Origin of the sequence: Janthinobacterium sp. FW305-129, assembly GCF_020858115.1 — a bacterium.
Lineage (GTDB): Bacteria > Pseudomonadota > Gammaproteobacteria > Burkholderiales > Burkholderiaceae_D > Janthinobacterium.
Window position 1 is genome coordinate 226692 of record NZ_JACYMM010000002.1, and the last position, 24681, is coordinate 251372.

Here is a 24681-nt window from a genome sequence, read left to right on the forward strand (position 1 = left end):
TGTTCACTCCAAGTTGGTTGCTGACCCCGTTGCGCGCCAGCCGCGGCGCTGCAAATGGCAAACGCTGCTGCACAGCAAGACTGGCACCAGTAAATTGAGCACCGGTATCAGCATCAGCAAACACAGCAGTAGTCCCAGGGCAAAGATCGCCGGGCGCTGTGCGCGGCGCAACACCGCTTGCTGTTGCTCGTCGAGCACATCCTTTGCCGCCGCGCCATAGATCGCTTGCACGTTCCAGGCCAGCAGACAAGCAATCAGCACGCACATGGCCCACACGGGGATCAGCAGGGAAAGCAGCAGCAACAGGCGGCGCCACCAGGCCGGGCGTGCGGCGGACAGCGCCAGGCTTGCCGGCGCTTGCCAGCCGGCATAGCGGCGCGCCGCCACCGCCTTGGCGCGCGCCAGCAAGAACCAGCGCAGCGGCAAGCGCGCCGTGCCGATGGCGCCGACAATAAAGACCATGACATAGAACAAGGTGGCCAGCGCCAGCAAGGCCAGGGCGATCTGGCCGATCGACAACAGGGCTTGGGCAGCGCTGCCCAGACTGCCGGCGATATTGCCCATCTGAGAAAGCGTGGCAGGCCCGTTGGCCAATGTCCCGATGCCATCCATCACGCCCAGGCCCAGCAGGCCAGTGACGGACACCAGCGCCAGCATGGCGCTCAGCTCGACAAAAAAACGGCCGAAGCAGCTATACAGCCCCAGCCACAACGCCACGACCGCCATGCACCACAGCGCGGAGCGCCACCACAGCCCCGCATGACGCGCATCGCGCAATCCCAGGCCGATGCACGTGAAGGCTTCGCGCCAGGCCAGCAGCCAGGTTTGCAATGTTTGTGTCACGCTAGTGGGCACTCCGCGATGAGGGGTGGATACGTCGATCCGGATGTTGCCGATTGTACATGGACACGGCGGGCGCACGCGCCACCGAGGACGCAGCGCACAGCCCACGCCGGCCCCGCCCCTTCAAAATTGCTATCGAAACGCCAAAACAGTCACAGCCTGCACCGCACTTTCAAAGGAAGATTCAAAGCAGACCCGGTTTCTGCCGGCTGCCTTGGCCTTGTACAGGGCCTTGTCAGCGAACTCAAGCAGCTCGACTGCCTGGTTTTCCAGATGCGTCGGCATAAACGCCGCCACGCCGACGCTGGCCGTCACCACGCCAGGAGGATTGCCCCGATGCTCGATTCCAAGCGATTGGACGGCATCGCGCACGCCTTCCGCCACCGCCAAGGCGCCGGCCATATCCGTGCCGGGCAATAAAACGACCATTTCCTCGCCGCCATAACGCGCAGCAAGGTCTCCCGGCCGGCGCATGCTGTAGGCCACCACCTTGCCAATTTTTCTCAGGCACTCGTCGCCGGCCACATGGCCATAGATATCGTTGTATTGCTTAAAGAAATCGACATCGATCAGCACCAGTCCCATGGCGCTGCCTTCACGCTGCGCACGGCTGAATTCGGCAAGCAGCGACTGGTCGAAGTGGCGCCGGTTCGCCAGTCCCGTCAGCCCATCCTGGTTGGCAAGGCGGGCCAGGGTTTCATTGATCAACTCCAGCTCGTTACGCGCCTCCAGCAAACCCGCCTCGCTCTTGACCCGCAAATCGATTTGCCGCACCACGCGGTAACCGATGAAGGCAATCAGCAGTACCAGTACGCCACCCACCGCGTTTTGCAAAATCATGTCGAGACGCCACTCGGCGAGCACTTCTTCCTGCGACAAGGCGGCAGAGACCACCAGCGGGTATTCCTCGATTCTTCGGTAGCTGTTGATACGCGTTACGCCATCGACCCGCGACTTGATCACGGCCGTGCCAACGGGGCTCTTGGGCAAATAATCATGAAATAAAGGAAACTGCGAAAGATCGCGCCCCAGCATGCTTTCATCGAACGGCCTTCGCAATAAAAGAATGCCTTTTCCATTCGCAATGAAAATGGCGCCTTTTTCTCCTATCGAAAAACGTTCGTAAAACTGCCTGAAATAATGCATATCGATGGTCGCCAGCGCCACGCCGCCGAAACTGCCGTCCGGCATATTGATACGCCGCGATACCGTGACGATCCAGTCCCCGGTCGATTTGCTGCGCACGGGCGGGCCGACATAAGGCCCGCGGTCATCATGCGTTCGGTGGTAGTTGAAATAATCCCGATCGGAATTATTCAGATGGCTCAACAGCGTTTTCTGGGAGTTCACCAGCCAGCTGCCATCCTTGGCATAAATGAAGATGCCGTGCAGCTGCGGCAGCTCGCCGACACGGGTGACCAGCAATTTATGGATACGCTCCAGTTCAAGGTCGGAGACACCATCTGTCTCCACCCGCTCCACCAGTCCGACCAGCACCGTATCGGCTTCCTTGATGGTGTCATAGGCATGCTGCGCAACGGATTGCGCCAGATTGGCGCTTTCACGGGCCGCTTCATTGAGCTGCACTTCCCGCGCGCGCAAGGTCATCCATAATTGGATCGCCAGGAGCGACAAGCACACCAGCACGACAAAGAAGATTGCCAGCGGCAACAAAGAGAATCCCCGGAAACCGGCACCCAACAGGCGTGGCGGCAAGCTGCGTGACCTGGTCATGGATTAACTCCCGGTTTGATATCCGGCAAAGTGTGCACCAAATAGGCAGCAACATACTCACACATCGTCACAAAAGATATAAAAAAGTTACCGCAACACTGGCCGGGCAAGGTGTTCTTTCCGCCATGGCGGCGTTGACTCCTGTTCCAGCCCGCAATTGTTTGCGGAAGCGCAATCCTATATGAAGCGGAATGCGAAACAATGCCAGTTCCCCCAGCGTTGCGTATCGCGGAGTTGAGCATGCTTGAAGTACAGCCCAGGGACAAGCGTGGATTTTTCATCCTGCCGCAGGCTCCGGAAGGTGCCGGGTATTACGTCTATGGCACCCCTGGCAGGGGCGCGGGTCAATATGCGCATCCGAACATGATGATGGCGCTCCTGTATGTGGAGCGCGAATGGCAAGCGGTCGATGACCGGCAATTTGGCATTGGCAACATCAGTCTGGCTAACGGAACCGCCTATGGCCAGCACTCAACCCACAAATCCGGCTTGGAGGTGGACATTCGCCCGCTGCGCAAGGACGGCCTTCAACTCCCTGTTTATTGGTATGACAGAGACTACGATCAAGCCGCGACGGCGAAGCTCATCGCACTTTTTCGTGCCCATGCCAGCGTGCGCAGGGTGCTGTTTAACGATACCCACATTCCATTCGTGACGCCATTCAAAAATCACGACCATCACTTTCATCTGGAACTGAGAGCCTGATATGAAAACACTATGGCCTATGGCGCTGAGCGCCCTCACCCTGTTTTCACCGGCCTATGCAGGTGGCAACAGCGACTGGGGCGCAGACAAACAGTTCAAGGGTTCTTATCTGATTTATTCGAACACCTTGGGCGAGCAACAACCTCCCACACCGCATGACCGCAAGATTTCTTTCATGGTCACGGGGGCCGTTGCCAAGGAAATGTTTGACTCCATGGCTCCGGATTCGAAAGAACGCTGCAGTTTGGAGAAAGGCTATCGGCAGCGCGATAAGGAAAATGTTTCCTGTGTCCGGGATCATGACGGCTACAGGTGCTACTTCGGCTTTAACTTGCGCAATGGCAAAAGCATAGGTGGCTCGATTTGCTAGCGTCCATACAGCCTGGCAGCCATTAAACAGCCAGGCTCCCGCGCCCCCTACCTTCGGCTCAACGGCACATACTCGCCCGGCAAGCCCGCCACTTCCAGCGCATCGGCAAACGCCAGTAAAAATTTCGCCGGGCCATGTTCGGACACCAGCAGGGAGGCGCCCTTGTGGCGCAGCAGTTTCAGCACTTCCTGCTGGTGCGCCTGGTATTCCTGTGAATGGCCGTAGAACGTTTGATACATCTCAAGGGTTTCCATGGCCTTGGCGGCCAGGATGAATTCGGGTTTGTCCATGATGTCTCCTCGTTGTTACTGCTGCCAAAACCACGAAAAAAAACCTGCAGGACGTGCTGGCGCGTGCCGGTCGCACTGCCTTGCGGCAACCACATCCGTATTTCCATCATACGCCTCAAGCGGGCCGTTGCGCCGTCCTGCCGTGCATCTTTTTCTATCGCTCCCATCCGGCGCCATCGCTGCGGTGCGCGCGCTGGCGCCAGGTGCCCGCGCATGGCATCATGCGCGTTGCCCACCCCTCATAACGACATATGGACCAATATCACTTCCTCGTAGGCGAATTCAAGAAAAATACCCCCTTCATTGCCGCTGCGGCCAGCGCGCAGCTGTTTGCCTGGTTCGCGCACATCGGCGAACCCGTCGAGCGCTACGGCAACAAGCGCGGCAAGATCGTCAAGTTCTCACAGCGAAATTACGAGAAGATGCTGTTCGCGCCAGAGACCAACAGCATCGGACTGCTTTCACCGCGTCTCGTACCGCCCGACGAAGCTTACGAGGCCGTCAATTGCGACGCGCAGGCCATGTATTCATCGGACTCGGAGCTGGTTCTGTCCATACGCGCCAGCAAGCTTGCGCTGGCGCCGCTGTTCGACGGTGCGCGGGCCATACCCGGCCTGTTTGAGCATTGCGAATATGTGTACTGCTACGCTGAAACGCAGGGCTATGGCACCGGCTACGCACTCGGCTACCGGCAGCTCGATGAGGCCCATCCGATGACCTTTGGCACGCCTTGCCCCGCAAATAACTGGGCCGCCATCAAACGGCGCGGGTTGCAAGATGCGCACCTGCGCGATGTCTATCCCATCAATGGTTTCACGCAAGCCAGACTGGATGCGCTGCCGCCCGAGCGCCGGCAAGCGCTGCGCGCTGCGATGCAAACCCATGGCCGCTGTGAAGAGCATGCCGGCTGGATCTTCTGGCACCTGCAGCCCGGGGAACTGGAAGCGGCCCGCGCCGCACTGAACGCACACGCCATGCTGGGCGCCTACATCAACAACTGAAGCTCATGACCCCACATTTATCGCTGCACTGCTATCTGCAAGACGCGGCCGCCGAACGTCCGCTGCCCTGCTCCGACGTGACGATACAGGCCGATCCGGCCACCCTGCGCGCCATCGCCCATTTTCTGCTGGCCAGCGCGGACGCCTTTGATCTGGCGCAAGACCGGGCCGGCATGCACGCGCACCTGCAAGATGCATGGGCCGGCTGGCAGGACGATTTCCCCGACCTGGTCGTGGTGGCCGCCTAGCTTGGCGCCCCGCTTGCTGCGCGTCGGGTAACATACGCCACCGTTGCCATACAGAGAACCTTGATGCCCGATTCCCGAAACGCCCTGGCGTCGCTGCGCGCCGCCGTGCTGGCCGCCGCGCTGGCCAGCCTGTCCGCCTACGCCAGCCCGCCCGCGCATGAAACGCTGTTCCTCGCCACCACCCTGACCGCCCCGCATTCCTTTACCAAGGGCATCGAAGGGCCGGCCGTCGATGCGGATGGCAATATCTATGCCGTCAACTTTGCGCGCCAGCAAACCATCGGCAAGGTCAGCCCCGGCGGCGCTGCCGAGGTGTACCTGACCCTGCCTGGCACCAGCATCGCCAACGGCATCCGCTTCGGCAGCCGTGGCCAGATGTATTTGGCCGACTACATGGAACACACGATTTACCTGGTCGATCCGGCCACGCGCGCGCTCGCCATCCACGCGCGCGAGCCGCGCATGACGCAGCCGAACGACATCGCCATCACGGCCGACGACGTGCTGTATGCGAGCGACCCGAACTGGAAGGAAAACACGGGCCGCGTGTGGCGCATCGCGCAGGACGGCACGGTAACCCTGGCGCTCGACACCATGGGCACGGCCAACGGCATTGAAGTGAGCCCCGACGGCAAGATTCTGTACGTGAATGAAAGCGTGCAGCGCAATATCTGGATGTATGACATCGCCGCCGATGGTAGCCTGAGCGGCAAGCGCCTGCTGATCAAGTTCGACGATTTCGGCATGGATGGCATGCGCGTGGACGTCGACGGCAACCTGTACGTGACGCGCTACGGCAAGGGCAGCGTCGTCAAACTGTCGCCGCAGGGCCGCATCCTGCGCGAGATCAGCGTGCCCGGCGCCAAGCCCAGTAACATCACCTTTGGCGGGCCCGATGGCCGCACGGCCTACGTGACGGAAGTGGTGCAGGGGCGGCTTCTGCAATTTCGCGTCGACCGCCCGGGCCTGGAATGGCAGCGGGCGCAGCGGCACAAGCAAAATGCGGCGAATGCGGCAGCGGCTGCAATGCCGCCACCGGCCGCGGCGGACAGCGTCAGCGCGGAATGATGCGCTGCGCCTTCAGGCGCTCGAACAGTTTGATGAAGGCATCGTGCGTGTCCTGGTAGTCAAGAAAACCCGCCTTGCGGCTCTTGCCCATGTCCGTCATCACTTCCATCGGTCGGCCCAGGTCGGCATCCGTATGCCACCATGAGGCCAGGCGGCCGATGTCCGCTTCCGCCAGGCCATGCTGCTGCGCGATGGCACGCCATTGCGCGGGCGCGTCGTGCATGCGGCCGGCCAGCGGCGCCATCGTTTCCGGCAAGTCCGCCGCTTCGATGCCGAAATACGCGGCCAGGCGCGGCCACAGCCACTTCCAGCGGAACACGTCGCCATTGACGATATTAAAATCTTCGTTGCGCGCGCAAGGGCTGTCCGCCGCCCACGCCAGGTGGCGCGCGATCTGGCCCGCATCCGTCATGTCGGACAGGCCGTGCCACTGCGCGGACGAACCGGGAAAGACGAAGGGCTGGCCGCCGGCCTTGCATAAATTCGCGTACACGGCCAGGGTCAGGCCCATGTTCATGGCATTGCCCAGCGCATAGCCGATGATGGTGTGCGGGCGGTGCACGCTCCACGTGAAGCCGTACTGCGCGGCCGCGTCAAACAGCCGGTCTTCCTGCGCGTAATAAAAATTCTCGACAGGCTGGCGGCCCTGCTCTTCGCGGAATGGCGTGACGGGCACGGCGCCCTGGCCATAGGCATCGAACGGACCCAGGTAATGCTTGAGGCCCGTCACCAGCGCCGCGTGGCGCAAGCGGCCGTTCGGCCCCAGCGCGGCCAGCACGTTGGCCACCATGGCGCCGTTGACGCGGATGTTTTCCTGTTCATTTTCCTGGCGCGCCCAGGCTGTAAAAAAGACGTGGCTGGCGTCGAAGCCCGCCAGCGCGGCGGCGACGGCGGCGCCATCCGTCGCATCGAGCCGCAGGGCCGTGCAGCCGGCGGGCACTGGCGTGCGTCCGCGCGAGACGCCCGTCACTTGCCAGCCTTCGCCGAGCAGATGCGTGGCCAGATTGCTGCCGATGACGCCGCTGGCGCCGATGATGAGGGCGTGTTTTTGCATGAGAGTGGCTCCGAAAGAAAAATCCATCATATCCGCGACGTAAATTCTTATCCGCGATACTATTTCACCTCATTCATGAATAAAATTCGCGGATCATGTTTTCATCAGAACATCTGAAGGGCCTTACGCCCTTCCTCGCCACGGCCGACGCGGGCAGTTTTACGAAGGCGGCCGAGCGCCTACACCTGAGCAGCTCGGCCGTCAGCAAGAGCGTGGCGCGGCTGGAAGAGCGGCTGGGCGTGCGGCTGTTCCAGCGCAGCACGCGCCGCCTGACACTGAGCGACGCGGGCCGCGCCTATTACGCCACCTGCAAGCGCGTGCTGCAGGAACTGGCGGATGCGGAAAACGTGCTGGGCGACCATGCGGCGGAACTGGCGGGCCAGGTGCGCATCGGCGTGCCCGCCGCGTACGGCCGGCTGCGCGTGATGCCGGCGCTGATCGGTCTGTGCGAAAAATATCCGCGCCTGCAGCCGGCCATCGCCTTCAGCGACCGCTTCGTCGACCTGTTCGAGGAGCGCATCGATATCGCCGTGCGCATCGGTGCGCCTTCGCACTGGCCCGCCGCGCTGGGGCAGATGCAGCTGGGCGACGAACAGCTGATCCTGTGCGCGGCGCCCGCCTACCTGGCGCGGCGCGGCACGCCCGCCTCCATCGCGGACCTGGACGGCCACGACTGCATCGCCTACGGCCGCGGCGACGGTTCGCCCATGCCGTGGCTGTTCCCGGACGGGGACAAGGGCGGCCAGCTGGAATACCGCCTGGCGTCTCCCCGCATGACGGTGGGCGACGCGGAGGCGCGCACGGCCGCCGTGCTGGCGGGCCTGGGCGTGGCCCAGCTGGCCACCTGGCTGGTGGAAGACTGCCTGGCCACGGGCGCCATCGTGGCAGTGCTGCCGGAACTGGCCACGCCGGGCCTGCCCCTGTACCTGGCGTGGCCGCTGGCGCGCCAGCTGACGCCAAAGACGGGCACCCTGCTGCAGGAATTGCGGCAACGGCTGACGATCAGCTGAAAATATCGCTTGACCCTGACGTAGCGTCAGGATCGAACCTGTCTGTACGCAACAAGAAAGGAGCAAACGATGCTGTTAAAAATCGGTGAACTGGCCAGGATGACAGGCTTGAGCATCCGCACCCTGCACCACTACGACAGCATCGGCCTGCTCTCGCCTTCGGCGCGCACGCAAGCTGGCTACCGCCTGTACCAGCACGGCGACATGGACCGGCTGCACCGGATCATGGCGCTGCGCAAGTTCGGGCTGTCGCTGGCCGATATCGCCAACGCACTCGCCGGCCCGGACCTGCCCTTGAGCGCCATCGTGGCGCAGCAGATCGCCATGCTGGAACGCCAGATCGCGCAGGCTTCCACCCTGCGCGAACGCCTGCGCACCTTGCAGGCGCAACTGGCGCAGGGGCAGGCACCGGAACTGGCCGAGTGGCTCACCACAATGGAGTTGATGACCATGTACGACAAATATTTTACCGAGGAAGAACTGCAACAGATGCCGCTGCTGACAGATAGCGCCGTGGAACAGGAATGGAAGGCACTGGTGACGCGCGTGCGCGCCGCCAGGGACGCGGGCGCGGGCCCCGGCGATGCGCAGGCGCAAGCACTGGCCACAGAATGGATGGTCAAGCTGGTGCGCGACACGGGCGCCCACCCGGGCTTGTTCGCGCGCCTGAACAGCATGCACGAGCAGGAGCCATCCATGCAGGCTACCACCAGCATCGATGCGGAACTGATGCAGTTCATCATCGCCGCCTTCAACGCTTCGCGCATTGCGCTATATCGACCTTTCCTCGATGAGCAGGAATATGCGTATTTACTCGCCAACTACGGCAGGCGCTCGGGCGAGTGGCCGGCCCTGATCGCCGCCGTGCGCGCCGCCATCGATGCGCGCACGCCGCCCACGGATCCGGCCGTGCTGCAGCTGGCGCGGCAGTGGCTGGATCTGTTCCGCTCGTATGCGGGCACGGACCCGGCCACGCAGCTGAAGTTCCGCCAGGCGCACCAGCAGGAACCGCGCTTGATGCAAGGCAGCTTCGTCGACGCCGCCATGCTGCAATACCTGGGCGCGGCGATGGCCGTGGTGGCGCAGGAGCGTCCGGCCAAATAAGTTGACGTGTGGCATCTCGTGGGCGGGGCCATGTAGAATCGGCCTTCGCCCACGAGAGGAACCACCGATGCGCCGCTTTCTGTTTGCCTGCCTGACCCTGCCCGCCTGCCATATCGCCATGGCTGGCGATACGCCCGTGCAAGGCGTGTGGCAGGGCACCCTGGGCAAGGCGAATATCGTCGCCTGCTTCAACCAGCCCAGCCCCACGCAAGGGTCTGACCGCAGCGGCAATTACTACTACACGCGCTACAAGACGCCGATCATGCTGTCCATGGCGAACGGCAAGAGCGAGTGGAGCGAGTCCGACGCCAAGGGCGATACCACGGGCACGTGGAAACTCAATGCACCTCAGGGCGGCAAACTGTCCGGCACCTGGACGGAGCCAAAAAGCGGCAAGACCCTGCCCCTGGCCTTGACCCTGCTGGAAGCGGCGGGCGACCGCGAGCATCCATCCTGCGCCAGCGATGCCTACAACCTGGCGCTGGAAGATTTTCCCAATACCAAGACGAGCAAACCGATCGCCTTCGAAGGCAAGCAATACCGCAACCTGCAAGTGGGCGACACCATCACCGTGGAATTGATGGCGCCCGGCGACGGCGTGGCGAAAATCAACGCGCAGCTGCGCGCCGTGCTGGCAAAAAGTAAAAAAGACCTGGAAGACTTCTATGCCACGCGCCGCGAGTACCTGGGCCGCAACGGTTTCACGACGGAAGACGAAGTGTATGCGGAGCCCACCTACTGGTCGCCGCGCTGGGTGACGGTCAAATTCTACCGCTGGGCGGCCGGCTATGGCGCCAGCGGCATTTCCATCCGCTTCCGCACCTGGGACGTCAAAACGGGCCAGGAAACGGACGTGTGGAACTGGTTTGGCGCCAGCGCCAGCGATGGCGACGACAAGGCCGAATTGCCGGACCGCCTGCGCCAGGCCCTCTTCAAGGATGTGAAAATCGACGCCGAGTGCAAGGGCACGGATTACGACGGCCGCGGCCGCTTCCACCTGTCCTTGAAGCCGGAAGGCGTGTCGTTCTGGGAAGACGCGAACGGCAGCGGCTGCGAAAACGATTTTTTAATGCCCTACAGCAAGGTCGGCCCCTTCCTCACCGTCAAGGGCCGCGCCGCGCTCAGCGATCTATTGCCGAAGAACTAAGCACCCGCCTTGTCCACCGCCTTGTCCACCATCATGGCCACCATCTCCGCCGTGGCGGCCGCCAGGGTCCAGCCCAGGTGGCCGTGGCCCGTGTTGTAATAGACGCCCGGCGCCTTGCCCGGCCCCACTTTCGGCAGCATGGCCGGCAGCATGGGGCGCAGGCCCGCCCACGGGATCACCTTGCGCGTATTGACTTCAGGAAAGCACTGCTGCACCCACTGCAATAGCGGGCGGATGCGGTCGGCGCGGATGTCGTCATTGACGCCGTTGAACTCGGCCGTGCCCGCCACCCGCAACCGGTCCTCGCCCAGGCGGCTGCTGACCAGCTTGGTGGCGTCGTCGAGCAGGCTGACCTGCGGCGCGCCCGCCCGGCTGGCGGCGTCATCGAGCTGCACGGTAATCGAATAGCCTTTCACGGGATACACATTCACATGGTCGCCCAGCATGGCCGCCATGGCGCGGCTGGCCGTGCCCGCGCAGATGACGACGGCGTCGAACACGCCGCTGTCCTCGCCCACGCTCTCACCCACGCTGATGCGCACCTGGCCGTGCTCGCGTGCCAGCGCCGTCACCTGCGCGCCGTAGCGGCAGGCCACGCCCAGGCGGGCGCAGGCATCGGCCAGGCCGCTGGTGAACTTGTGGATGTCACCCGTGGAATCGCTGTCCGTGTAGTAGCCGCCGTAAAAGTCGCCGTGCAGCGCCGGTTCGATGGCGCGCATTTCCAGCAAGCTCACGGCGCGCCGCTCCAGCCCTGCCTGCGCCAGCAGGCGCGACACGCCGGCCGCCCGCTCGAAGCCGGCTTTGTCACGGTACACATGCAGGATGCCGGCGCGGCGGTGATCAAAATCAATGTTTTCTTGCTCGGCCCACGCAAACAGGTGTGCGCGCGCGGCGATCGCCAGGCGCGCCGTGGCGATGGTGTTGCGCTCGTAATCCGGCATGGCGGCGAGAAACTCCGCAAACCAGCTCAGCTTGTGCCAGCTGGGCCAGGGATGCAGCAGCAGCGGCGCATCGCGCCGCGCCATCCATTTCAGCGCGTTCAAAATCGTTGCCTTGTGGTTCCACACTTCCGCGTGCGAGGCCGACAATTGCCCGCCGTTCGCATACGACGTTTCCATGGCCGCATAGCGGTGGCGCTCGATCAAGGTGACATCCGCGCCCCGTTTCGCCAGCGCATACGCCGTGGTGACGCCCGTGATGCCGCCGCCGATGACGGCCACGCGCTTCATGTCCTGGACTCCACCTTGTGCACCACCGTATCGCCCGCCTGCAGGACGCGGCCATCCTCGGCCAGCACGTCGATGCGGCGCACGGGCAAGCCTGACCCGCGCTGCAGCAGGGTGGAGTGCGCCTCGCCTGGTTCAAACAATTGCGCCTCGCTCCACTGGCGCAAGCCGACGACGACGGGAAACAGGGCCAGCCCCTTGGGCGTCAGCACGTATTCCTGGTAGGCCGTGCCGTCCGATGCGGGCGCGACCGTAAAAATGCCCTCTTCCACCAGGGTATGCAGGCGGTCGGCCAGGATGTTCTTCGCCACGCCCAGGCTTTTCTGGAATTCGCCGAACCGGCGCATGCCGTCGAAGGCGTCGCGCACGATCAGCAGCGACCAGCGCTCGCCGATCGCGTCGAGCGCGCGCGCCACGGGACAGGGGTCGGTTTTCAGGCTCTTGCGCTTGGCCATCGGCATGCTCCAGGATTGAGTGGTTGCATTTTAAAACTAATCACCGTAGACTCCAACTGGTTTTAATTTGCAACCACTATTGGACTAGCCCATGCGCGACACGACCATCCCCATCACAGCAGCACTTCCTTCCACTCTCGTCTGGCTGTTTGCCACGGCGGCCGGCCTCAGCGTGGCCAATGTGTATTACGCCCAGCCCTTGCTCGCCACCCTGGCGCACGAGTTCGGCATGACGGAAGCGGCCAGCGGCATGGTCATCACGGCCACGCAACTCGGCTGCGCGCTGGCCCTGCTGCTGCTCGTGCCCCTGGGCGACATGCTGAACCGGCGCCGGCTGACCCTGTTCCAGCTGGGCTTGCTGGCCATTTCCCTGGCGGCGCTGGGCTGTGCCCGTTCCACGGCCGCCTTGTTGGGCGGCATGCTGCTGGTGGGATTGCTGGGCACGGCCATGACGCAGGGCTTGATCGCCTACGCGGCCAGCGCGGCGGCCAGCCACGAGCGGGGCAGGGTCGTCGGCATGGCGCAGGGCGGCGTGGTGATCGGCTTGCTGCTGGCGCGCACCCTGTCCGGCGTGGTGGCAGATATCGCCGACTGGCGCGCCGTGTATTTTGTCTCGGCCGCCATCGCCTGCGCCCTGTTGCTGCTGCTGTGGCGCAAGCTGCCGCCGGCGCAACCGACCAGTCAACGGCTGGCTTACGGCGCCCTGCTCGCTTCCATGCTGAACATGTTGATGCACAACAAGGTCCTGCGCGTGCGCGGCATGCTGGCCCTGCTGATGTTTGCCGTCTTCAATATTTTCTGGAGCGCCCTCGTGCTGCCCCTGACGGCGCAAGGCTATACGCATGCGGCCATCGGCGCGTTCGGCTTAGTGGGCGTGATCGGCGCGCTGGGCGCGGCGCGTGCGGGCGCCATGGCGGACCAGGGCCGCGCGCAGTGGACGACGGGCGCGGCCCTGCTGTTGCTGCTGGCCGCGTGGCTGCCGCTCAGCTTTGCGGGCGCGGCCCTGTGGCCCCTGGTCATCGGCATCATCGCGCTGGACCTGGCGGGCCAGGCCATCCACGTGACGAACCAGAGCCTGATCTTCAAGGACGACAGCGACGCGCACAGCCGCCTGGTGGCGTGCTACATGCTGTTTTATGCGGTGGGAAGCGGTGTGGGGGCGATTGCCGCCACCAGCGTGTATGCGCTGGCGGGCTGGCATGGGGTATGCGCGCTGGGCGCGGCGGTCAGCTTGCTCGCCCTGCTGTTCTGGCGGCTGACCTTGCCTGCTGAAAAAGCTGAGAGCGCCTAATTCAGCATGGCCGTGGCGGAACCGTGGCGGTACGTCTTCAGCGCATCGGGCTGGATCTGGATCAGCGAACCGCTGACTTTAATCAAATGCAAGTCCGTCAACTGGTGCAGCACGCGCGACAGGGTAGCGGGCGCCAGGTTCAGGAACGACGCCAGCAGACTTTTCTTCAGGTCCAGCTTGACCTCGTTGGAACGCTGCTGGTCCGATGCCTGCAGCAGATACTCGACCACGCGCTGGGTGGCGTTCTGCACGGAGCAGCGCTCCACGTTGCGGATGAACCCCATCAGGTGGTGCGACAGGCTGTTCATCATCTGGCGCGCGATGCGGGGCGACTGGTCCAGCAAGCGCAGCAGCGCATGCGGCGGGATGCGCAGCAGCAGGCAGTGCTCGAGCGCTTCGGCGCAGAATGGATACGGTTCATCGAGGAAAATCATGGCTTCGCCGAAACTCTGGCCCGGGCGGATCAGTTCCAGAACCTTGTCGGTCCCTTCCATGGAAAACACGCTCAGCTTGACGAGGCCGAAGACCACCACGTAGGCGCCTTCCGCCACTTCGCCCTTGCGGAACAGCACTTTGCCTTTTTCCACTTCGACGCGCACGACATCCTGGCGCAATTGCTCTAATTGCGAAGGGGAAATATGGCGGAACAGAGCCTGGCTCGACAGCAAGCCATCGACGTTGACCTTATGCATGACACTCTCTTATTAGATTAGCGAATGACTAAGAGTGTAATGCGCAGGCACGGTCAAGGCCATACGTCAAAGGAACTAGGGTTGTCTAGGCCGTAACGCCATGCAGATCAAACAATCGCGCATTCCTTGCGCACTATTTGCGCTTTGCTTGATCTTTATTTGCCGAATTCGCGCTCGACCGCGTAGACGGCGATCTGCACGCGGCTGCTCAGCTTGAGCTTTTTGAGGATGTTTTGCACGTGGATTTTCACCGTGCTTTCGGCCACATCGAGCTGGCGCGCGATTTCCTTGTTGCTCAGCCCTTGCGCCAGGCAAGCCATGGCTTCGCGTTCGCGCGGCGTCAATTTGTCGTAATCGGCCTGGGGCGCGTTCTGCCCCGCGCGGAACTGCGACACCAGCTTGGCCGTCATGGCGTCGGCAATCACGGATTCGCCGGCGGCGGCGCGGCAGATGGCCTGGCCCAGCTGCTCGGCCTCGATGTTCTTCAGCAAATAGCCGCGCGCGCCCGCGCGCAGGGCCGCGCCCAGGTCGGCCGCATTTTCCGACACGGTCAGCATCAGCACGACCATCTGCGGCATGTCCTGCAGGATCAGCTGCAGCGCTTCGACGCCGGTCACGCCGGGCATGTTCAAGTCCATCAGCACCACGTCGGGCCGCAGTTCGGCCGTCAGGCGCACGCCGTCGAGCCCGTTCGATGCCTCGCCCACCACCTGGAATTGAGGATTGCGCTGCAGCAGCAGCTTGACGCCGCTGCGCAGCAAGGTGTGGTCGTCGACCAGCAGGATTTTGATTGGAGCGTTCACTATGTTTGTTGCCTGATAAGGATGATTCATCTGTTACGCGGCCTGGCGCCGGGCTGCCGGCAAGGCCAGCGAAATCGTCGTGCCGCCGCCGGGCCTGCTGTCGATGGCAAATTGCGCACCGAGCCGCTCGGCCCGTTCCTGCATGATACGCAAGCCGATCTGCAATTCCGTTTTCTTGTCGCGCAGGTTGGCGGCGAAGCCTTCGCCATCGTCGCGCACCTGCAGCGCAAAATCGCGTCCGTTTTCCACGCGCAGCGCCACATTGCTCGCTTGCGCGTGCTTGCGGATGTTCGACAGCGCTTCCTGCACGATGAACAGGATCTGCAATTGTTGCTCGGGCGCCAGCGGCGCGCCGTTGCCGCTCATGTCCAGCGTGCCGACGACGCCCGTCTGCAGCTCGAACTTGGCCAGCACTTCCGACAGTTTGCTTTCCAGGTCGCTGCCATGCCAGCGCGTGCGGAAATTGACCAGCAATTCGCGCACGTCCTGGTAGCTTTGCTCGACGCCCATGCGCATCAGCGGCAACACTTCGGCCGCCTCGTCGAGCTGGCCCCGGCGCACGGAATCGTCGAGCATCTGCACTTGCAGGCTGATGAAGTTCAGGCTTTGCGCGATGCTGTCATGCAAGCCTTCGGCCAGCAGGCTGCGTTCGCGCGCCACGGCAAATTCCTTTTCGCGCGCGATCAGGCGCTGGTTTTCGATGGCGATGCCCAGGCTCTGGCCCAGGGTTTCCAGCCAGCCCTGCTGCTGCGCATGGGCCGCTTGCGGGCGCGCAAAGTGCAGCGAAAAACTGCCCACCACCTGCTCGCGCGCGAGGATGGGGAAGACGGCGATGGCGATAAAACCTTCGTCCTGGCAGCGGAAGCGCTGCAAGGCATCGACCTGGCGGAAATCGCGGATCTGGATCACGCCTTGCGCCACGGCCGCGCCGCACAGGCAATCGTTGTTACGGATGCAATGTTCCTCTTCCACCATGGCGTCGGAAATGCCCTCGTGCACGATGATGTGCACGGTATCTTGTTGCGGATCAAGGATGCGCACGGTGCCGCCTTCGGCCTGCGCGAACTGCATCACGTGGCGCAAAAAGCCGCGGCACAGGGCATCGATCGCGTGCTGGCCCGCCAGCAGGGTGGAAATGTCATGCAGGGTGGCCAGCTGGCGTTCCTGCGCGGCGCTCAGGCCCGATGCGGCTTGCGCCTGGCGGCGCTGGCGCCAGCGCGACGCTGGAAGTTGTTTGCGGGAAGGTTGACTGCGCGGCGCATGCATGAAGAACTCGAATCAAAAAAGGGGAAACACCCGCCAGGCTGGCGTGCAGCGCGGCGGGCAAATCTATCGTTACAAATGGATCTCGGTACCGAGCAGCTTGACGAACTGCGCCAGCCACGCCGGATGGGCGGGCCAGGCGGGCGCCGTAACGAACTGGCCATCCGTGACGGCGTCCGTGACGGCGATGTCGGCATACGTGCCGCCCGCCAGTTTCACTTCCGGCGCGCAGGCGGGATAGGCGGAAATGCGCTTGCCGCGGATGACGTCGGCGGCGGCCAGCAATTGCGCGCCGTGGCAGACGGCCGCGACAGGCTTGCCCGCCTCGGCGAAATGGCGCACGGCGGCGATGACTTTGTCGTTCAGGCGCAGGTATTCGGGCGCGCGGCCGCCGGCGATCATCACGGCGTCATAGTGGGCCGGGTCGATCTCGTCGAAGCTGGCATTCAGGGTGAACAAGTGGCCCGGTTTTTCCGTGTAAGTCTGGTCGCCCTCGAAATCGTGGATGGCCGTCTTGATCGTCTCGCCGCTTTTCTTGCCGGGGCAGACCGCGTGCACGGTATGACCGAGCATCAGCAGGGCCTGGAAAGGCACCATCGTTTCATAATCTTCTGCAAAATCGCCGGTCAAAAACAGAATTTTCTTCGCTGCCATTTAGTTCTCCTATGAAAGATTGATCCCGCAAGCCGTATCTTAGCGCGACTTGGCAGCCATACTGGATATTTATCAAACTTTTGCCACCGAATGCAGGCATTTAGAGGCTGAGCCAGAATTATTTCAAGGCTCGCAGGTCAAATCCGGAAGACCCTCTTTGAAAGCCTGGCCATGAGCACCTCCACCAGCCCCCTTGTTTCGCCGGCCCTGATCCGTATCTTCGACCAGTTTGCCGATGCCCAGCAGGCCCGCAGCGCCCTGCTGGGCGACGGTTTCCCCCCGCACGCCGTACAGCTCGACACGGTCGACGACGAGGCCGTCCCCGTACAGGGCAAGGCGGCGTGGCGCGGCATGTTCCGCCTCGTCGTCGCCGTCAGCACGCCGCAGGAACGGGAACGGGCGCACGCCATCGTGCAGGCATGCAATGGCTGCGACATCGAACAGCGCACGGCCAGCCACGCGGGCGGGCGGCGCACCGGCACGCCTGCGCTGGCGGGCTGACACCCCTCCCCTGCGCGGCCAAACTATGGCAAGATCAGCGTTCCTTCATTCCACAGTGGAACTTGCCATGATTTATGAAATTGCCCATATCCAGATCAAATCGGCCACGCACGCAGCCTTCGAGGCGGCCGTGACGCAAGCCGTGCCCCTGTTCCGGCGCGCGCGCGGCTGTGAATCGATGCGCCTGGAGCGCTCGATCGAAAACGGCGACGCCTACCGCCTCGTCGTGGGCTGGACGACACTGGAAGACCATACCGTGCATTTCCGCGGCAGCGAAGACTTCCAGGCCTGGCGCGGCCTGGTCGGCGAATTCTTTGCCGCCCCGCCGCAGGTCGAGCACATGAATACCGTGGTCACGGGTTTTTAAGCCGTCAGCGCCTGCCCTGCCGCCGTCATGCCGCAGGGTGGTGGAACACTTGCCGCAAATACGCGAGGAAGGTTTCATCCTTGCACAGCGTCTTGCCCGGCGAATCGGACAGTTTCGCCACGGACTGGCCATTGCAGCGCACCAGTTTCATGACGATATTGAGCGGCGTCAAACCCACGTCGTTGGTCAGATTGGTGCCGATGCCAAAGCCCGTCATGATGCGGTCGGCGAAGTGCTGGTACAGGGCAAACGCCTTGTCCAGGTCCAGGCCGTCGGAAAACACGAGGCGCTTGGTATTGGCGTCGATGCGCAAGGCCGCATAGTGGGCCAGCGCCTTCTCGCCCCACTCGACGGGGTCGCCCGAATCGTGGCGCAAGCCATCGAACAGCTTGGCGAAATACAGGTCGAAGTCGGCCAGAAAGGCATCCATGCCGACCACGTCCGTCAGGGCGATGCCCAGGTCGCCACGGTACTCCTGCACCCAGTCTTCCAGTGCCGCCTTTTGGAAGTCGCGCAGACGCACGCCGAACGACTGGAACGACTGCATGTATTCATGCGCCATGGTGCCGATCGGCACGATACCGAGCTTTTTCGCCAGGTAGACATTCGACGTGCCCTTGAAATACTCGGGCACTTCGCGCGCCAGCCGCTGCACCACCTCGTCATGCCAGGCGCCGGAAAAACGCCGGCGCACGCCGAAGTCGGAAAATTCAAATGGATGCTTGCGCCGCGGCAATTTACCGAATTCCTTGACGGCCGCCACTTTCAAGCCCAGGCGGTGGCGCCCTTCGCGCATGGCCGCATCGAGGTCGAAGCGGCGGAAATACAGTTCGTTGATGATGTACAGCACGAAAATCTCGAAGCCCATCACGTGCACCTGCGGCCCTGCCGCATGCACGAGCAAGGTGTCGCCGTCCGTGCTGACCTCGATGAATTTTCTCTGGAAGCGGAACACCGTCAAAAAGTCGACGAAATCGCTCTTCATGAAGCGCAAGGTGCGCAGATAGGCCAGCTCGTCGTCGGCAAACGACATCGAGCATAAATGGTCGAGCTGTTCTTCCAGCTCGCCCTTCAGTTCGGCCAGCGGGAACGCCGTTTTATTACGGCAGACAAATTCGTATTCGGTATGGGTATTCGGATGACCGTGCAGCAATGCTTGCCACATTGTAAATTTATACAGATCGGTTTCCAGCAAACTGCGCACTATCGGGGTCATGTGTGTTTTCTCCAACTTCCTGAAGCCAGAATAGTACGCCACCGCAAGCATTTCAGCAGGGCACGATTAACATTGGCTCAGGCAGCCGCGTTGGCCAGCAGCTCGGGAACGGCGTCGGCAGCCGTGGCCAGACGCACGCCGCGCTCTTGCATGGCAGCAAGAAACTCGTGCTGTTGCCGTTCAAAACCCGTGACGGGGCTCATGCAGTCCGTCAGCAGCACCAGGCGCGACAGGGCCGCCTTGCCTTGCTGCGCTTGCAGGTAGTCGGCGATGTGCTCGGTGCTGGCTTTGACGCAGTGGCTGCCCGCTTCGCCGCAGACATAAATCTGCTGCGCCGGCAGCAAGGTGTCGAGGAAAGCGCGGTTGAGCTGGGTGGCCGCATCCTGCGCATCGGGCACTTCGGCCATGACGGCCGAGTAATGCTCGGTCCACGGGTTGGAACCCTTGCTCAGCTTGGCGACCACTTGCAGATTTGCCACTTCCCAGCCGTTGTAGGCGGCGCGCACGGCCGCGTGCACATTCTGGCCCCAGCTGCCGATCTCGCAGTGCACGGGCCACACCATCAGCTGGTAGCGCCCCGCCTGCTGCAAGGCATCGAGGTAAGCCAGCGCGCGCGGCAAGGCGCCGCTGGCGGCGGGCAGGAACAAGCGGTCGCGCACCTGCTGCGCGCTGATCTGCGTAAACGGCGCGACGGGGCCGCCATCGCCCGTGCGCCAGAAGGCGGGATGGGCGATGTCGTAGCGGTGGTGCGCATCGAGCGTGATGCTGATCTGCGTCAAGCCGCCGCCCGCTTCACGGATCAGCTGCGCCACGCGCAGCATGTCGGCGTGGGCGCCGGGCACGGCCAGGGCCGGCGCCGCATCAGGCGGCAGCCAGGTGGCGGGCAAGTCGCAAAAATCGTTTTGCGGGTCGATGACGAGCAGGTGCAACTGGCGTTTCATGGCGGTCCTCTGGCGTGGCGATATCTTGCATGATAGCTTGCATAATACGGGCAACTTCGCTGGCGCGCCTGGCCAGCCGGCGCCAGGACTGTGCTCATTCGCAATAACTTGCGCCTGAACAAGCCAGGTCAGGGGTGGAAGACATAGCGGCGCTGGCGCCGCTCGACCAGCTTCACGGCCGCCTCGTCCGCTTCCGCCATGGCATCCGCTTCCGTTGTAAACTGGTGGTCGGCCGCTACCCTGCGCTTTTTCACCAGGTTCACCCGGTGCATGGGGTTGGGCGACGGGGCATAGATGGCGACATAGGCGCCCCACAGCTTGCAGCCCCGCAGGCGCTCTGCCGTGTAATTCACCTCATAAAAATCAACATACTTTATCGGCACGATGTACGCTCCAAAAATGACATGGCCGGACAGCTTGTCTCTACGGACTGACGCGGTAAGGGTAAAACCATGCGCTCGCGATTGCTTGGGATACTTGATTCAGCTCTCTTTTTATCACGCGGCACAGGAGAAAAAGGATGAATGACTACATCATCTTCATGCATGACGACACGGAAACACCGATGGACGTCGCCACCTCGGCCTGGGAAGACTACTTCGCCATGCTCAGGGCCAGCGGCCGCTTCTGCGGCGGCAGCTCCATCGGGCCCGGCATCTGCGTGCACCGCTCAGGCCAGGCCAGAGCGGTCACGCCACACTTGTCAGGCTATCTACGCGTGCAAGCTGAAAGTATAGACGATGCTAAAAAATTGTTAATCGGAAACCCCGTACTGAACGCAGGGGGGACGGTGGAAATCCGCGAACTGCCGCGCGACTGACGCGGCACGGCTGGCCCTATTTTCCTGCCTCGGCGGCGGAATGCATGGACCAGACGACGCTGAGGATTTTCCATGCGCCGTCGCGCTTGACCATCTGCCATGCTTCCACGCCATAGTTCGATAATTTGTCGCCGACGAGGAATTCGTAGTCGAAGTTGACCCACGCCACATGGCGGTCCTGGGTGATCTTGACGTTGTAGAATTTTTCTTCCGTGCGCTGCGGTTCGCGCTTGATGAAGTTGGCGAAAGCGACATAACCGCCCGCCGCGACGCCGTCGAAGTGGACGTCCGTCGTGTCGCGCATTTTCTTGATGAAACCGTCGTCGGCCGGCGAGGCGAACAGGATGTTGGTGTGCAGCATCAGCGACGACAGCAGCCTGACGTCCTTGGCGACCAGCGCCGCCTGGAAGTCGGCGACGACTTGCTCGATGGCGCGGATATCTTCGGGCGTGGAGGCGTGGCGGCCCACGTGGGGCGGTGCAGGTGGTGCAGCGGGCGCGGTCTGCGCCAGCGCCATGCCTGCTGAAAACAGGGAACATCCGAACAGTACTGCGCTTGCCAACTTGTACATGGGGGACTTTCATGGCGAACGGCTCGCCGGCCTGGCACGGGGCGTGCCGCCGGCAAGCTTATGTCAACCATGGCAGATTGGCAATCCCCCTTTGGAACTAGGGCGGGGCCAGACTCAGGCCGCCAGGGCCTCGATCGAAGCGCGCCCCTTGGCGATCGCGCTGGCAACGGCGTCCTCGCCCATGGCCACGCCTTCCGCTTGCACGAACTCGATATCGGTGATGCCGATGAAGCCCAGCGCCGTGCGCAGATAGGTGCTCAGGTAGTCATACGCGGCGCCCGGGCCTGCGCTGTAGACGCCGCCGCTGGCCGTGAAAATATACGCTTTCTTGCCCGTGGCCAGGCCGACGGGACCCGTCGCCGTATATTGAAAAGTGCGGCCGGCGCGCGCCACATGGTCGATCCACGCCTTCAGGGTCGACGGCACGGAAAAATTGTACATGGGCGCGGCCAGCACCAGCACGTCGGCGGCCAGCAATTCATCGACCAGGGTATCGGACAATTGCACGGCCGCTGCCGCCTGCGCGCTGCGCTGCTCGGCCGGCGTGAAGAACGCGCCCATCACCTCTTCCGTCAGGTGCGGCACCGGCTGCGCCGCCAGGTCGCGCTCGACGACGCTGGCGCCTTGCGCGGCCAGTTTGGCGACGAATTCGCCCGATAATTGGCGCGACAGGGAACCGCTGTTGCGCACGCTGCTATTGATGTATAAAACCTTGCTCATGAAGTGCTCCTGTGAAAACGGGTGACGGGAATGGCCGCATCGCAGCCCTTGCATACAGCATAGTTCGGGTCTACCATCGATGAAACCGTATAAATATCAATGGTTAGCATCGAATTTCTAGATAGGGAGTTGCCATGAGAGAACCGGGCCAGCCTTCGCTCGACCAGTTGCGCGTGTTCGTCGCCGTCATCGACGCGGGCGGTTTCGCCCACGCGGCGCGCCAGCTGCACCGCACGCAGTCGGTGATCAGCTACACCATCGCCAACCTGGAAGAACAGCTGAACGTGGTGCTGCTCGACCGCGGCAAGCGCAAGCCCACCCTGACGGACGCGGGCCGCGCCCTGCTGGCCGACGCGCGCGCCGTGGCGCTGAAGGTCGACGGCATGCGCGCGCGCGCCAAGGCGCTGGCCGGCGGGCTGGAGGCGGAAGTATCGGTGGTGGTCGACGTGATGTTCCCCACTTGCGTGCTGGTGCGCGTGCTCGAGGCGTTCCAGGCGCAGTTCCCCACCGTCGCCCTGCGCCTGCGCATCGAAGCCATGGGCGCCGTGGCGCAGCTGGTGATGGATGGCAGCTGCCACATCGGCCTCGGCGGCTGGATGACGGCCACGGCCAGCGTCTTCGAACGCCTGGCCGTCGGCCACGTGCGCCTGATTCCCGTGGCCGCGCCCAGCCACGCGCTGGCGCAGCTGCAAGGGCCGATTGCGTCCAGCGTGGCGCGCGAGCACGTGCAGCTGGTGCTCAGCGACCGCAGCGTGCTGACGGAGGGCCAGGATTTCGGCGTGCTGGGATTGCGCAACTGGCGCCTGGGCGACCTCGGTTCCAAACACGCGCTGCTGCGCGCGGGCCTGGGCTGGGGCAACATGCCCGAAGCGATGGTGCGCGACGACCTGGAAGCCGGCCGCCTGGTGCACCTGCCGCTGGCCGTCGACAACGGCGAAAATTACCCGATTTACCTGATCCAGCGCGCCGACACGCCGCCGGGCCAGGCGGGCAAGTGGCTGACGGAACGGTTTGCGGAGCAGTTGCCGCTGCTGGAACAAGTCTTCTAGAAGCGCGCGCGGACGGGTATCATGCGCGCATACATTGATCAGTATCAAAAGGAAACACCATGGCCGGCATCGACGACTTCGTCAACAAACAGAAACCAGGCGCGCGCTTCGTCATCACGGCGCAGATGCTGCGCATGACGCCGCAGCAGTTCGACTCGCTGGCGCAGGAATGGATGGAAGACGGCGGTCCCGGCTTCGACGTGGCCGGCATCCCGCACCGTGTGGTCGTCGACGGGCAATTTTATATTGCGCGGCTCACCGTGGCGCGCCACGGCGAGCCTGAGTAAATAAAAGCTACTCCACGCCCAGCACGTGCAGGCGGCGGCGCAGGCGCGCCACTTCTTCCGATAAATCGACCACCAGCGCGGCCAGTTCCGCGTTCGCGTCGAACACGGATTCGATTTCGTGCAGGCGGCGGGCGCGCACCAGGTCCAGGCTGGTGAAGCGCCACGCCGTCCATTGACCCGGCGGCGGACCATCCTGCAGCAGCACGCCCGTCTGCACATGCTGCACCACCCAGTCCGGCTCCACGGCGCAGGCGCGCGCCAGTTCCTCCAGGCTCAGGGCACGGTCTTCGAGCAATTCGCCAATTACCTTGTTTGTCATGATTTACCCTCCCAGCTTCTGGCGCGGATTGAAAGCCATCTCGCGCGCCATGGTTGCATACAGTTCGCGCGCCTTGTCGTCGTTCGCCGGCGGCAGCACGACTTCCAGCAGCAGATACAGGTCGCCCGGCTGGGCGGCGGGAATGCCGCGCCCCTTCAGGCGCAGCTTGCGCCCCGTCTGCGAATTGGGCGGCACGCTGACGGACACCGTGCCCGATGGCGTGGGCACGTCGATGTCGCCGCCCAGCGCCGCTTCCCATGGCGTCACGGGCACCGTCTCGAACACGTCGCGCCCTTCCACCTTGTAGCGCGCATCGGGCCGGAAGCGGATTTCCAGATACAGGTCGCCGGCGGGCGCGCCGCCGCTGCCCGGATGGCCCTGCCCCTTCATGCGCAGCTGCTGCCCTTCCGTGACGCCTTTCGGTATCGTCACTTCCAGGGTGCGCTCGCGCGTGACGACGTGGCCCTGGGCGTCCGCTTCGGGCACGCGCATGACGATGTGGCGCCTGGCGCCCTGGTAGCTGTCCTGCAGGTCGATGGTGATGGCGGCGTGGCTGTCCTCGCCCTGCATCTGGAAAGTGCTGTTGGCGCGGCGCCGGCCGCCCACATGGGCGAACAGGTCGGCAAAGAAGTCGCTGTCGTCGGCGCCCGACGATTCGTAGCCCGAACCCCAGTCCGGCGGCGGCCGAAACGGCTGGCCCTGCGCGCCCTGGTTGCGGCCCAGTTCATCGTAGGCGGCGCGCTTTTCCGCGTCGCCCAGCACGCCGTAGGCTTCGTTCAGGGCCTTGGTGCGCTTGTCCGCGTCCGGCTCCTTGCTCACGTCGGGATGGTATTTGCGCACCAGCTTGCGGTACGCCTTCTTGATCTCGGCCTCGGTCGCCGTCTTTTCGACGCCCAGTTCCTTGTAGTAGTCCTTGTATTCCACCGTGCCTG

31 protein-coding genes are annotated in these 24681 nt (G+C 63.3%); 14 read left to right on the top strand and 17 right to left on the bottom strand.

Going from position 1 to position 24681, the window contains the following annotated elements; all coding sequences use genetic code 11:
- Positions 1-3 precede the first annotated feature (3 nt).
- Positions 4-843, bottom strand: coding sequence for a hypothetical protein (locus IGS61_RS04665; protein WP_230538543.1), 840 nt, complete (start codon positions 841-843; stop codon positions 4-6).
- A gap of 132 nt (positions 844-975) precedes the next feature.
- A complete protein-coding gene (locus tag IGS61_RS04670; protein ID WP_230538544.1) occupies positions 976-2577 on the bottom strand; it encodes a sensor domain-containing diguanylate cyclase in 1602 nt (533 codons plus the stop codon).
- Between the two features lie 240 nt (positions 2578-2817).
- Between IGS61_RS04670 and IGS61_RS04675 the strand changes: the two genes are divergently transcribed.
- Entirely contained in the window at positions 2818-3282 is a 465-nt protein-coding gene (locus tag IGS61_RS04675; RefSeq protein WP_150130824.1) for a hypothetical protein, read from the top strand.
- A gap of 1 nt (position 3283) precedes the next feature.
- Positions 3284-3652 carry a hypothetical protein gene (locus IGS61_RS04680; protein ID WP_230538545.1) on the top strand — a complete coding sequence of 123 codons (369 nt, stop codon included), beginning with the start codon at positions 3284-3286 and terminating at the stop codon, positions 3650-3652.
- 47 nt (positions 3653-3699) lie between these two features.
- Here the strand turns inward: IGS61_RS04680 and IGS61_RS04685 are convergent, their stop codons facing one another.
- Positions 3700-3942 (bottom strand): hypothetical protein, encoded by a 243-nt coding sequence (locus IGS61_RS04685; RefSeq protein WP_230538546.1) that lies wholly within the window; start codon positions 3940-3942, stop codon positions 3700-3702.
- A gap of 251 nt (positions 3943-4193) precedes the next feature.
- On the opposite strand from IGS61_RS04685, the gene IGS61_RS04690 reads away from it, so the two are divergent.
- The 3 genes from IGS61_RS04690 (at position 4194) to IGS61_RS04700 (ending at position 6259) form a co-directional block, all read left to right on the top strand.
- Entirely contained in the window at positions 4194-4943 is a 750-nt protein-coding gene (locus tag IGS61_RS04690) for a hypothetical protein (protein ID WP_230538547.1), read from the top strand.
- 5 nt (positions 4944-4948) lie between these two features.
- Complete coding sequence (locus tag IGS61_RS04695) at positions 4949-5191, top strand: Imm32 family immunity protein (protein ID WP_230538548.1); 243 nt, start codon at positions 4949-4951, stop codon at positions 5189-5191.
- A 63-nt stretch (positions 5192-5254) separates the two neighbouring features.
- Positions 5255-6259, top strand: coding sequence for an SMP-30/gluconolactonase/LRE family protein (locus tag IGS61_RS04700; protein WP_230538549.1), 1005 nt, complete (start codon positions 5255-5257; stop codon positions 6257-6259).
- Here the strand turns inward: IGS61_RS04700 and IGS61_RS04705 are convergent.
- The gene (locus IGS61_RS04705; RefSeq protein WP_230538550.1) at positions 6246-7313 is read right to left on the bottom strand and encodes an SDR family oxidoreductase; all 1068 of its coding nucleotides are present in this window, start codon (positions 7311-7313) and stop codon (positions 6246-6248) included. The two genes, IGS61_RS04700 and IGS61_RS04705, sit on opposite strands and share 14 nt — an antisense overlap.
- 95 nt (positions 7314-7408) lie before the next feature.
- Between IGS61_RS04705 and IGS61_RS04710 the strand changes: the two genes are divergently transcribed.
- From IGS61_RS04710 to IGS61_RS04720, 3 genes are all read left to right on the top strand, one after another.
- On the top strand, positions 7409-8323 hold the full coding sequence (locus tag IGS61_RS04710; protein ID WP_230538551.1) for a LysR family transcriptional regulator: 915 nt from the start codon (positions 7409-7411) through the stop codon (positions 8321-8323).
- Positions 8324-8392: 69 nt separating this feature from the next.
- The gene (locus IGS61_RS04715) at positions 8393-9427 is read left to right on the top strand and encodes a MerR family transcriptional regulator (RefSeq protein WP_230538552.1); all 1035 of its coding nucleotides are present in this window, start codon (positions 8393-8395) and stop codon (positions 9425-9427) included.
- A 67-nt stretch (positions 9428-9494) separates the two neighbouring features.
- The gene (locus tag IGS61_RS04720; RefSeq protein WP_230538553.1) at positions 9495-10574 is read left to right on the top strand and encodes a hypothetical protein; all 1080 of its coding nucleotides are present in this window, start codon (positions 9495-9497) and stop codon (positions 10572-10574) included.
- On the opposite strand, the gene IGS61_RS04725 is transcribed toward IGS61_RS04720, so the two are convergent.
- Together IGS61_RS04725 and IGS61_RS04730 are read right to left on the bottom strand one after the other, a co-directional pair.
- Positions 10571-11803, bottom strand: a complete 1233-nt coding sequence (locus tag IGS61_RS04725; RefSeq protein WP_230538554.1) for a D-amino acid dehydrogenase — start codon at positions 11801-11803, stop codon at positions 10571-10573. The genes IGS61_RS04720 and IGS61_RS04725 overlap by 4 nt on opposite strands.
- Entirely contained in the window at positions 11800-12255 is a 456-nt protein-coding gene (locus tag IGS61_RS04730) for a winged helix-turn-helix transcriptional regulator (RefSeq protein ID WP_230538555.1), read from the bottom strand. Before IGS61_RS04730 ends, IGS61_RS04725 begins: the two co-directional genes overlap by 4 nt.
- A 91-nt stretch (positions 12256-12346) precedes the next feature.
- Here IGS61_RS04730 and IGS61_RS04735 point away from each other — a divergent pair, with 91 nt between their 5' ends.
- A complete protein-coding gene (locus IGS61_RS04735) occupies positions 12347-13546 on the top strand; it encodes an MFS transporter (protein WP_230538556.1) in 1200 nt (399 codons plus the stop codon).
- On the opposite strand, the gene IGS61_RS04740 is transcribed toward IGS61_RS04735, so the two are convergent.
- The 4 genes from IGS61_RS04740 to IGS61_RS04755 all read right to left on the bottom strand — a co-directional run bounded on the left by IGS61_RS04740 (position 13543) and on the right by IGS61_RS04755 (position 16958).
- Positions 13543-14238 carry a Crp/Fnr family transcriptional regulator gene (locus IGS61_RS04740; RefSeq protein WP_034759676.1) on the bottom strand — a complete coding sequence of 232 codons (696 nt, stop codon included), beginning with the start codon at positions 14236-14238 and terminating at the stop codon, positions 13543-13545. The two genes, IGS61_RS04735 and IGS61_RS04740, sit on opposite strands and share 4 nt — an antisense overlap.
- A gap of 155 nt (positions 14239-14393) precedes the next feature.
- Positions 14394-15071, bottom strand: a complete 678-nt coding sequence (locus IGS61_RS04745; RefSeq protein WP_442908025.1) for a response regulator — start codon at positions 15069-15071, stop codon at positions 14394-14396.
- Between the two features lie 3 nt (positions 15072-15074).
- Positions 15075-16307, bottom strand: a complete 1233-nt coding sequence (locus IGS61_RS04750) for a GAF domain-containing sensor histidine kinase (protein ID WP_230538558.1) — start codon at positions 16305-16307, stop codon at positions 15075-15077.
- Between the two features lie 69 nt (positions 16308-16376).
- A complete protein-coding gene (locus IGS61_RS04755; protein ID WP_230538559.1) occupies positions 16377-16958 on the bottom strand; it encodes a DJ-1/PfpI family protein in 582 nt (193 codons plus the stop codon).
- 171 nt (positions 16959-17129) lie between these two features.
- Here IGS61_RS04755 and IGS61_RS04760 point away from each other — a divergent pair, with 171 nt between their 5' ends.
- Together IGS61_RS04760 and IGS61_RS04765 are read left to right on the top strand one after the other, a co-directional pair.
- Positions 17130-17459 (top strand): hypothetical protein, encoded by a 330-nt coding sequence (locus IGS61_RS04760; protein WP_230538560.1) that lies wholly within the window; start codon positions 17130-17132, stop codon positions 17457-17459.
- 67 nt (positions 17460-17526) lie between these two features.
- Positions 17527-17826: an antibiotic biosynthesis monooxygenase family protein gene (locus tag IGS61_RS04765; RefSeq protein WP_230538561.1), complete on the top strand. Its 300-nt coding sequence runs from the start codon at positions 17527-17529 to the stop codon at positions 17824-17826.
- Between the two features lie 25 nt (positions 17827-17851).
- On the opposite strand, the gene pncB is transcribed toward IGS61_RS04765, so the two are convergent.
- The 3 genes from pncB to IGS61_RS04780 all read right to left on the bottom strand — a co-directional run bounded on the left by pncB (position 17852) and on the right by IGS61_RS04780 (position 20366).
- The gene (pncB, locus tag IGS61_RS04770; RefSeq protein WP_230538562.1) at positions 17852-19042 is read right to left on the bottom strand and encodes a nicotinate phosphoribosyltransferase; all 1191 of its coding nucleotides are present in this window, start codon (positions 19040-19042) and stop codon (positions 17852-17854) included.
- A gap of 77 nt (positions 19043-19119) precedes the next feature.
- The gene (locus tag IGS61_RS04775) at positions 19120-19983 is read right to left on the bottom strand and encodes a cysteine hydrolase (RefSeq protein WP_230538563.1); all 864 of its coding nucleotides are present in this window, start codon (positions 19981-19983) and stop codon (positions 19120-19122) included.
- A 128-nt stretch (positions 19984-20111) separates the two neighbouring features.
- Positions 20112-20366, bottom strand: a complete 255-nt coding sequence (locus IGS61_RS04780) for a hypothetical protein (RefSeq protein ID WP_230538564.1) — start codon at positions 20364-20366, stop codon at positions 20112-20114.
- Between the two features lie 137 nt (positions 20367-20503).
- Between IGS61_RS04780 and IGS61_RS04785 the strand changes: the two genes are divergently transcribed.
- Positions 20504-20803, top strand: a complete 300-nt coding sequence (locus IGS61_RS04785; protein WP_230538565.1) for a hypothetical protein — start codon at positions 20504-20506, stop codon at positions 20801-20803.
- A 16-nt stretch (positions 20804-20819) separates the two neighbouring features.
- Here the strand turns inward: IGS61_RS04785 and IGS61_RS04790 are convergent, their stop codons facing one another.
- Together IGS61_RS04790 and IGS61_RS04795 are read right to left on the bottom strand one after the other, a co-directional pair.
- On the bottom strand, positions 20820-21374 hold the full coding sequence (locus IGS61_RS04790) for a nuclear transport factor 2 family protein (protein WP_230538566.1): 555 nt from the start codon (positions 21372-21374) through the stop codon (positions 20820-20822).
- A 114-nt stretch (positions 21375-21488) separates the two neighbouring features.
- On the bottom strand, positions 21489-22094 hold the full coding sequence (locus IGS61_RS04795; RefSeq protein ID WP_230538567.1) for an FMN-dependent NADH-azoreductase: 606 nt from the start codon (positions 22092-22094) through the stop codon (positions 21489-21491).
- Between the two features lie 134 nt (positions 22095-22228).
- On the opposite strand from IGS61_RS04795, the gene IGS61_RS04800 reads away from it, so the two are divergent.
- Together IGS61_RS04800 and IGS61_RS04805 are read left to right on the top strand one after the other, a co-directional pair.
- Positions 22229-23143 (top strand): LysR family transcriptional regulator, encoded by a 915-nt coding sequence (locus tag IGS61_RS04800; protein ID WP_230538568.1) that lies wholly within the window; start codon positions 22229-22231, stop codon positions 23141-23143.
- A 59-nt stretch (positions 23144-23202) separates the two neighbouring features.
- Positions 23203-23430 (top strand): hypothetical protein, encoded by a 228-nt coding sequence (locus tag IGS61_RS04805; protein ID WP_086138121.1) that lies wholly within the window; start codon positions 23203-23205, stop codon positions 23428-23430.
- A 7-nt stretch (positions 23431-23437) separates the two neighbouring features.
- On the opposite strand, the gene IGS61_RS04810 is transcribed toward IGS61_RS04805, so the two are convergent.
- Together IGS61_RS04810 and IGS61_RS04815 are read right to left on the bottom strand one after the other, a co-directional pair.
- Complete coding sequence (locus IGS61_RS04810; protein WP_230538569.1) at positions 23438-23749, bottom strand: chaperone modulator CbpM; 312 nt, start codon at positions 23747-23749, stop codon at positions 23438-23440.
- A gap of 3 nt (positions 23750-23752) precedes the next feature.
- Positions 23753-24673, bottom strand: a complete 921-nt coding sequence (locus tag IGS61_RS04815; RefSeq protein ID WP_230538570.1) for a DnaJ C-terminal domain-containing protein — start codon at positions 24671-24673, stop codon at positions 23753-23755.
- Between the last annotated feature and the right edge of the window lie 8 nt (positions 24674-24681).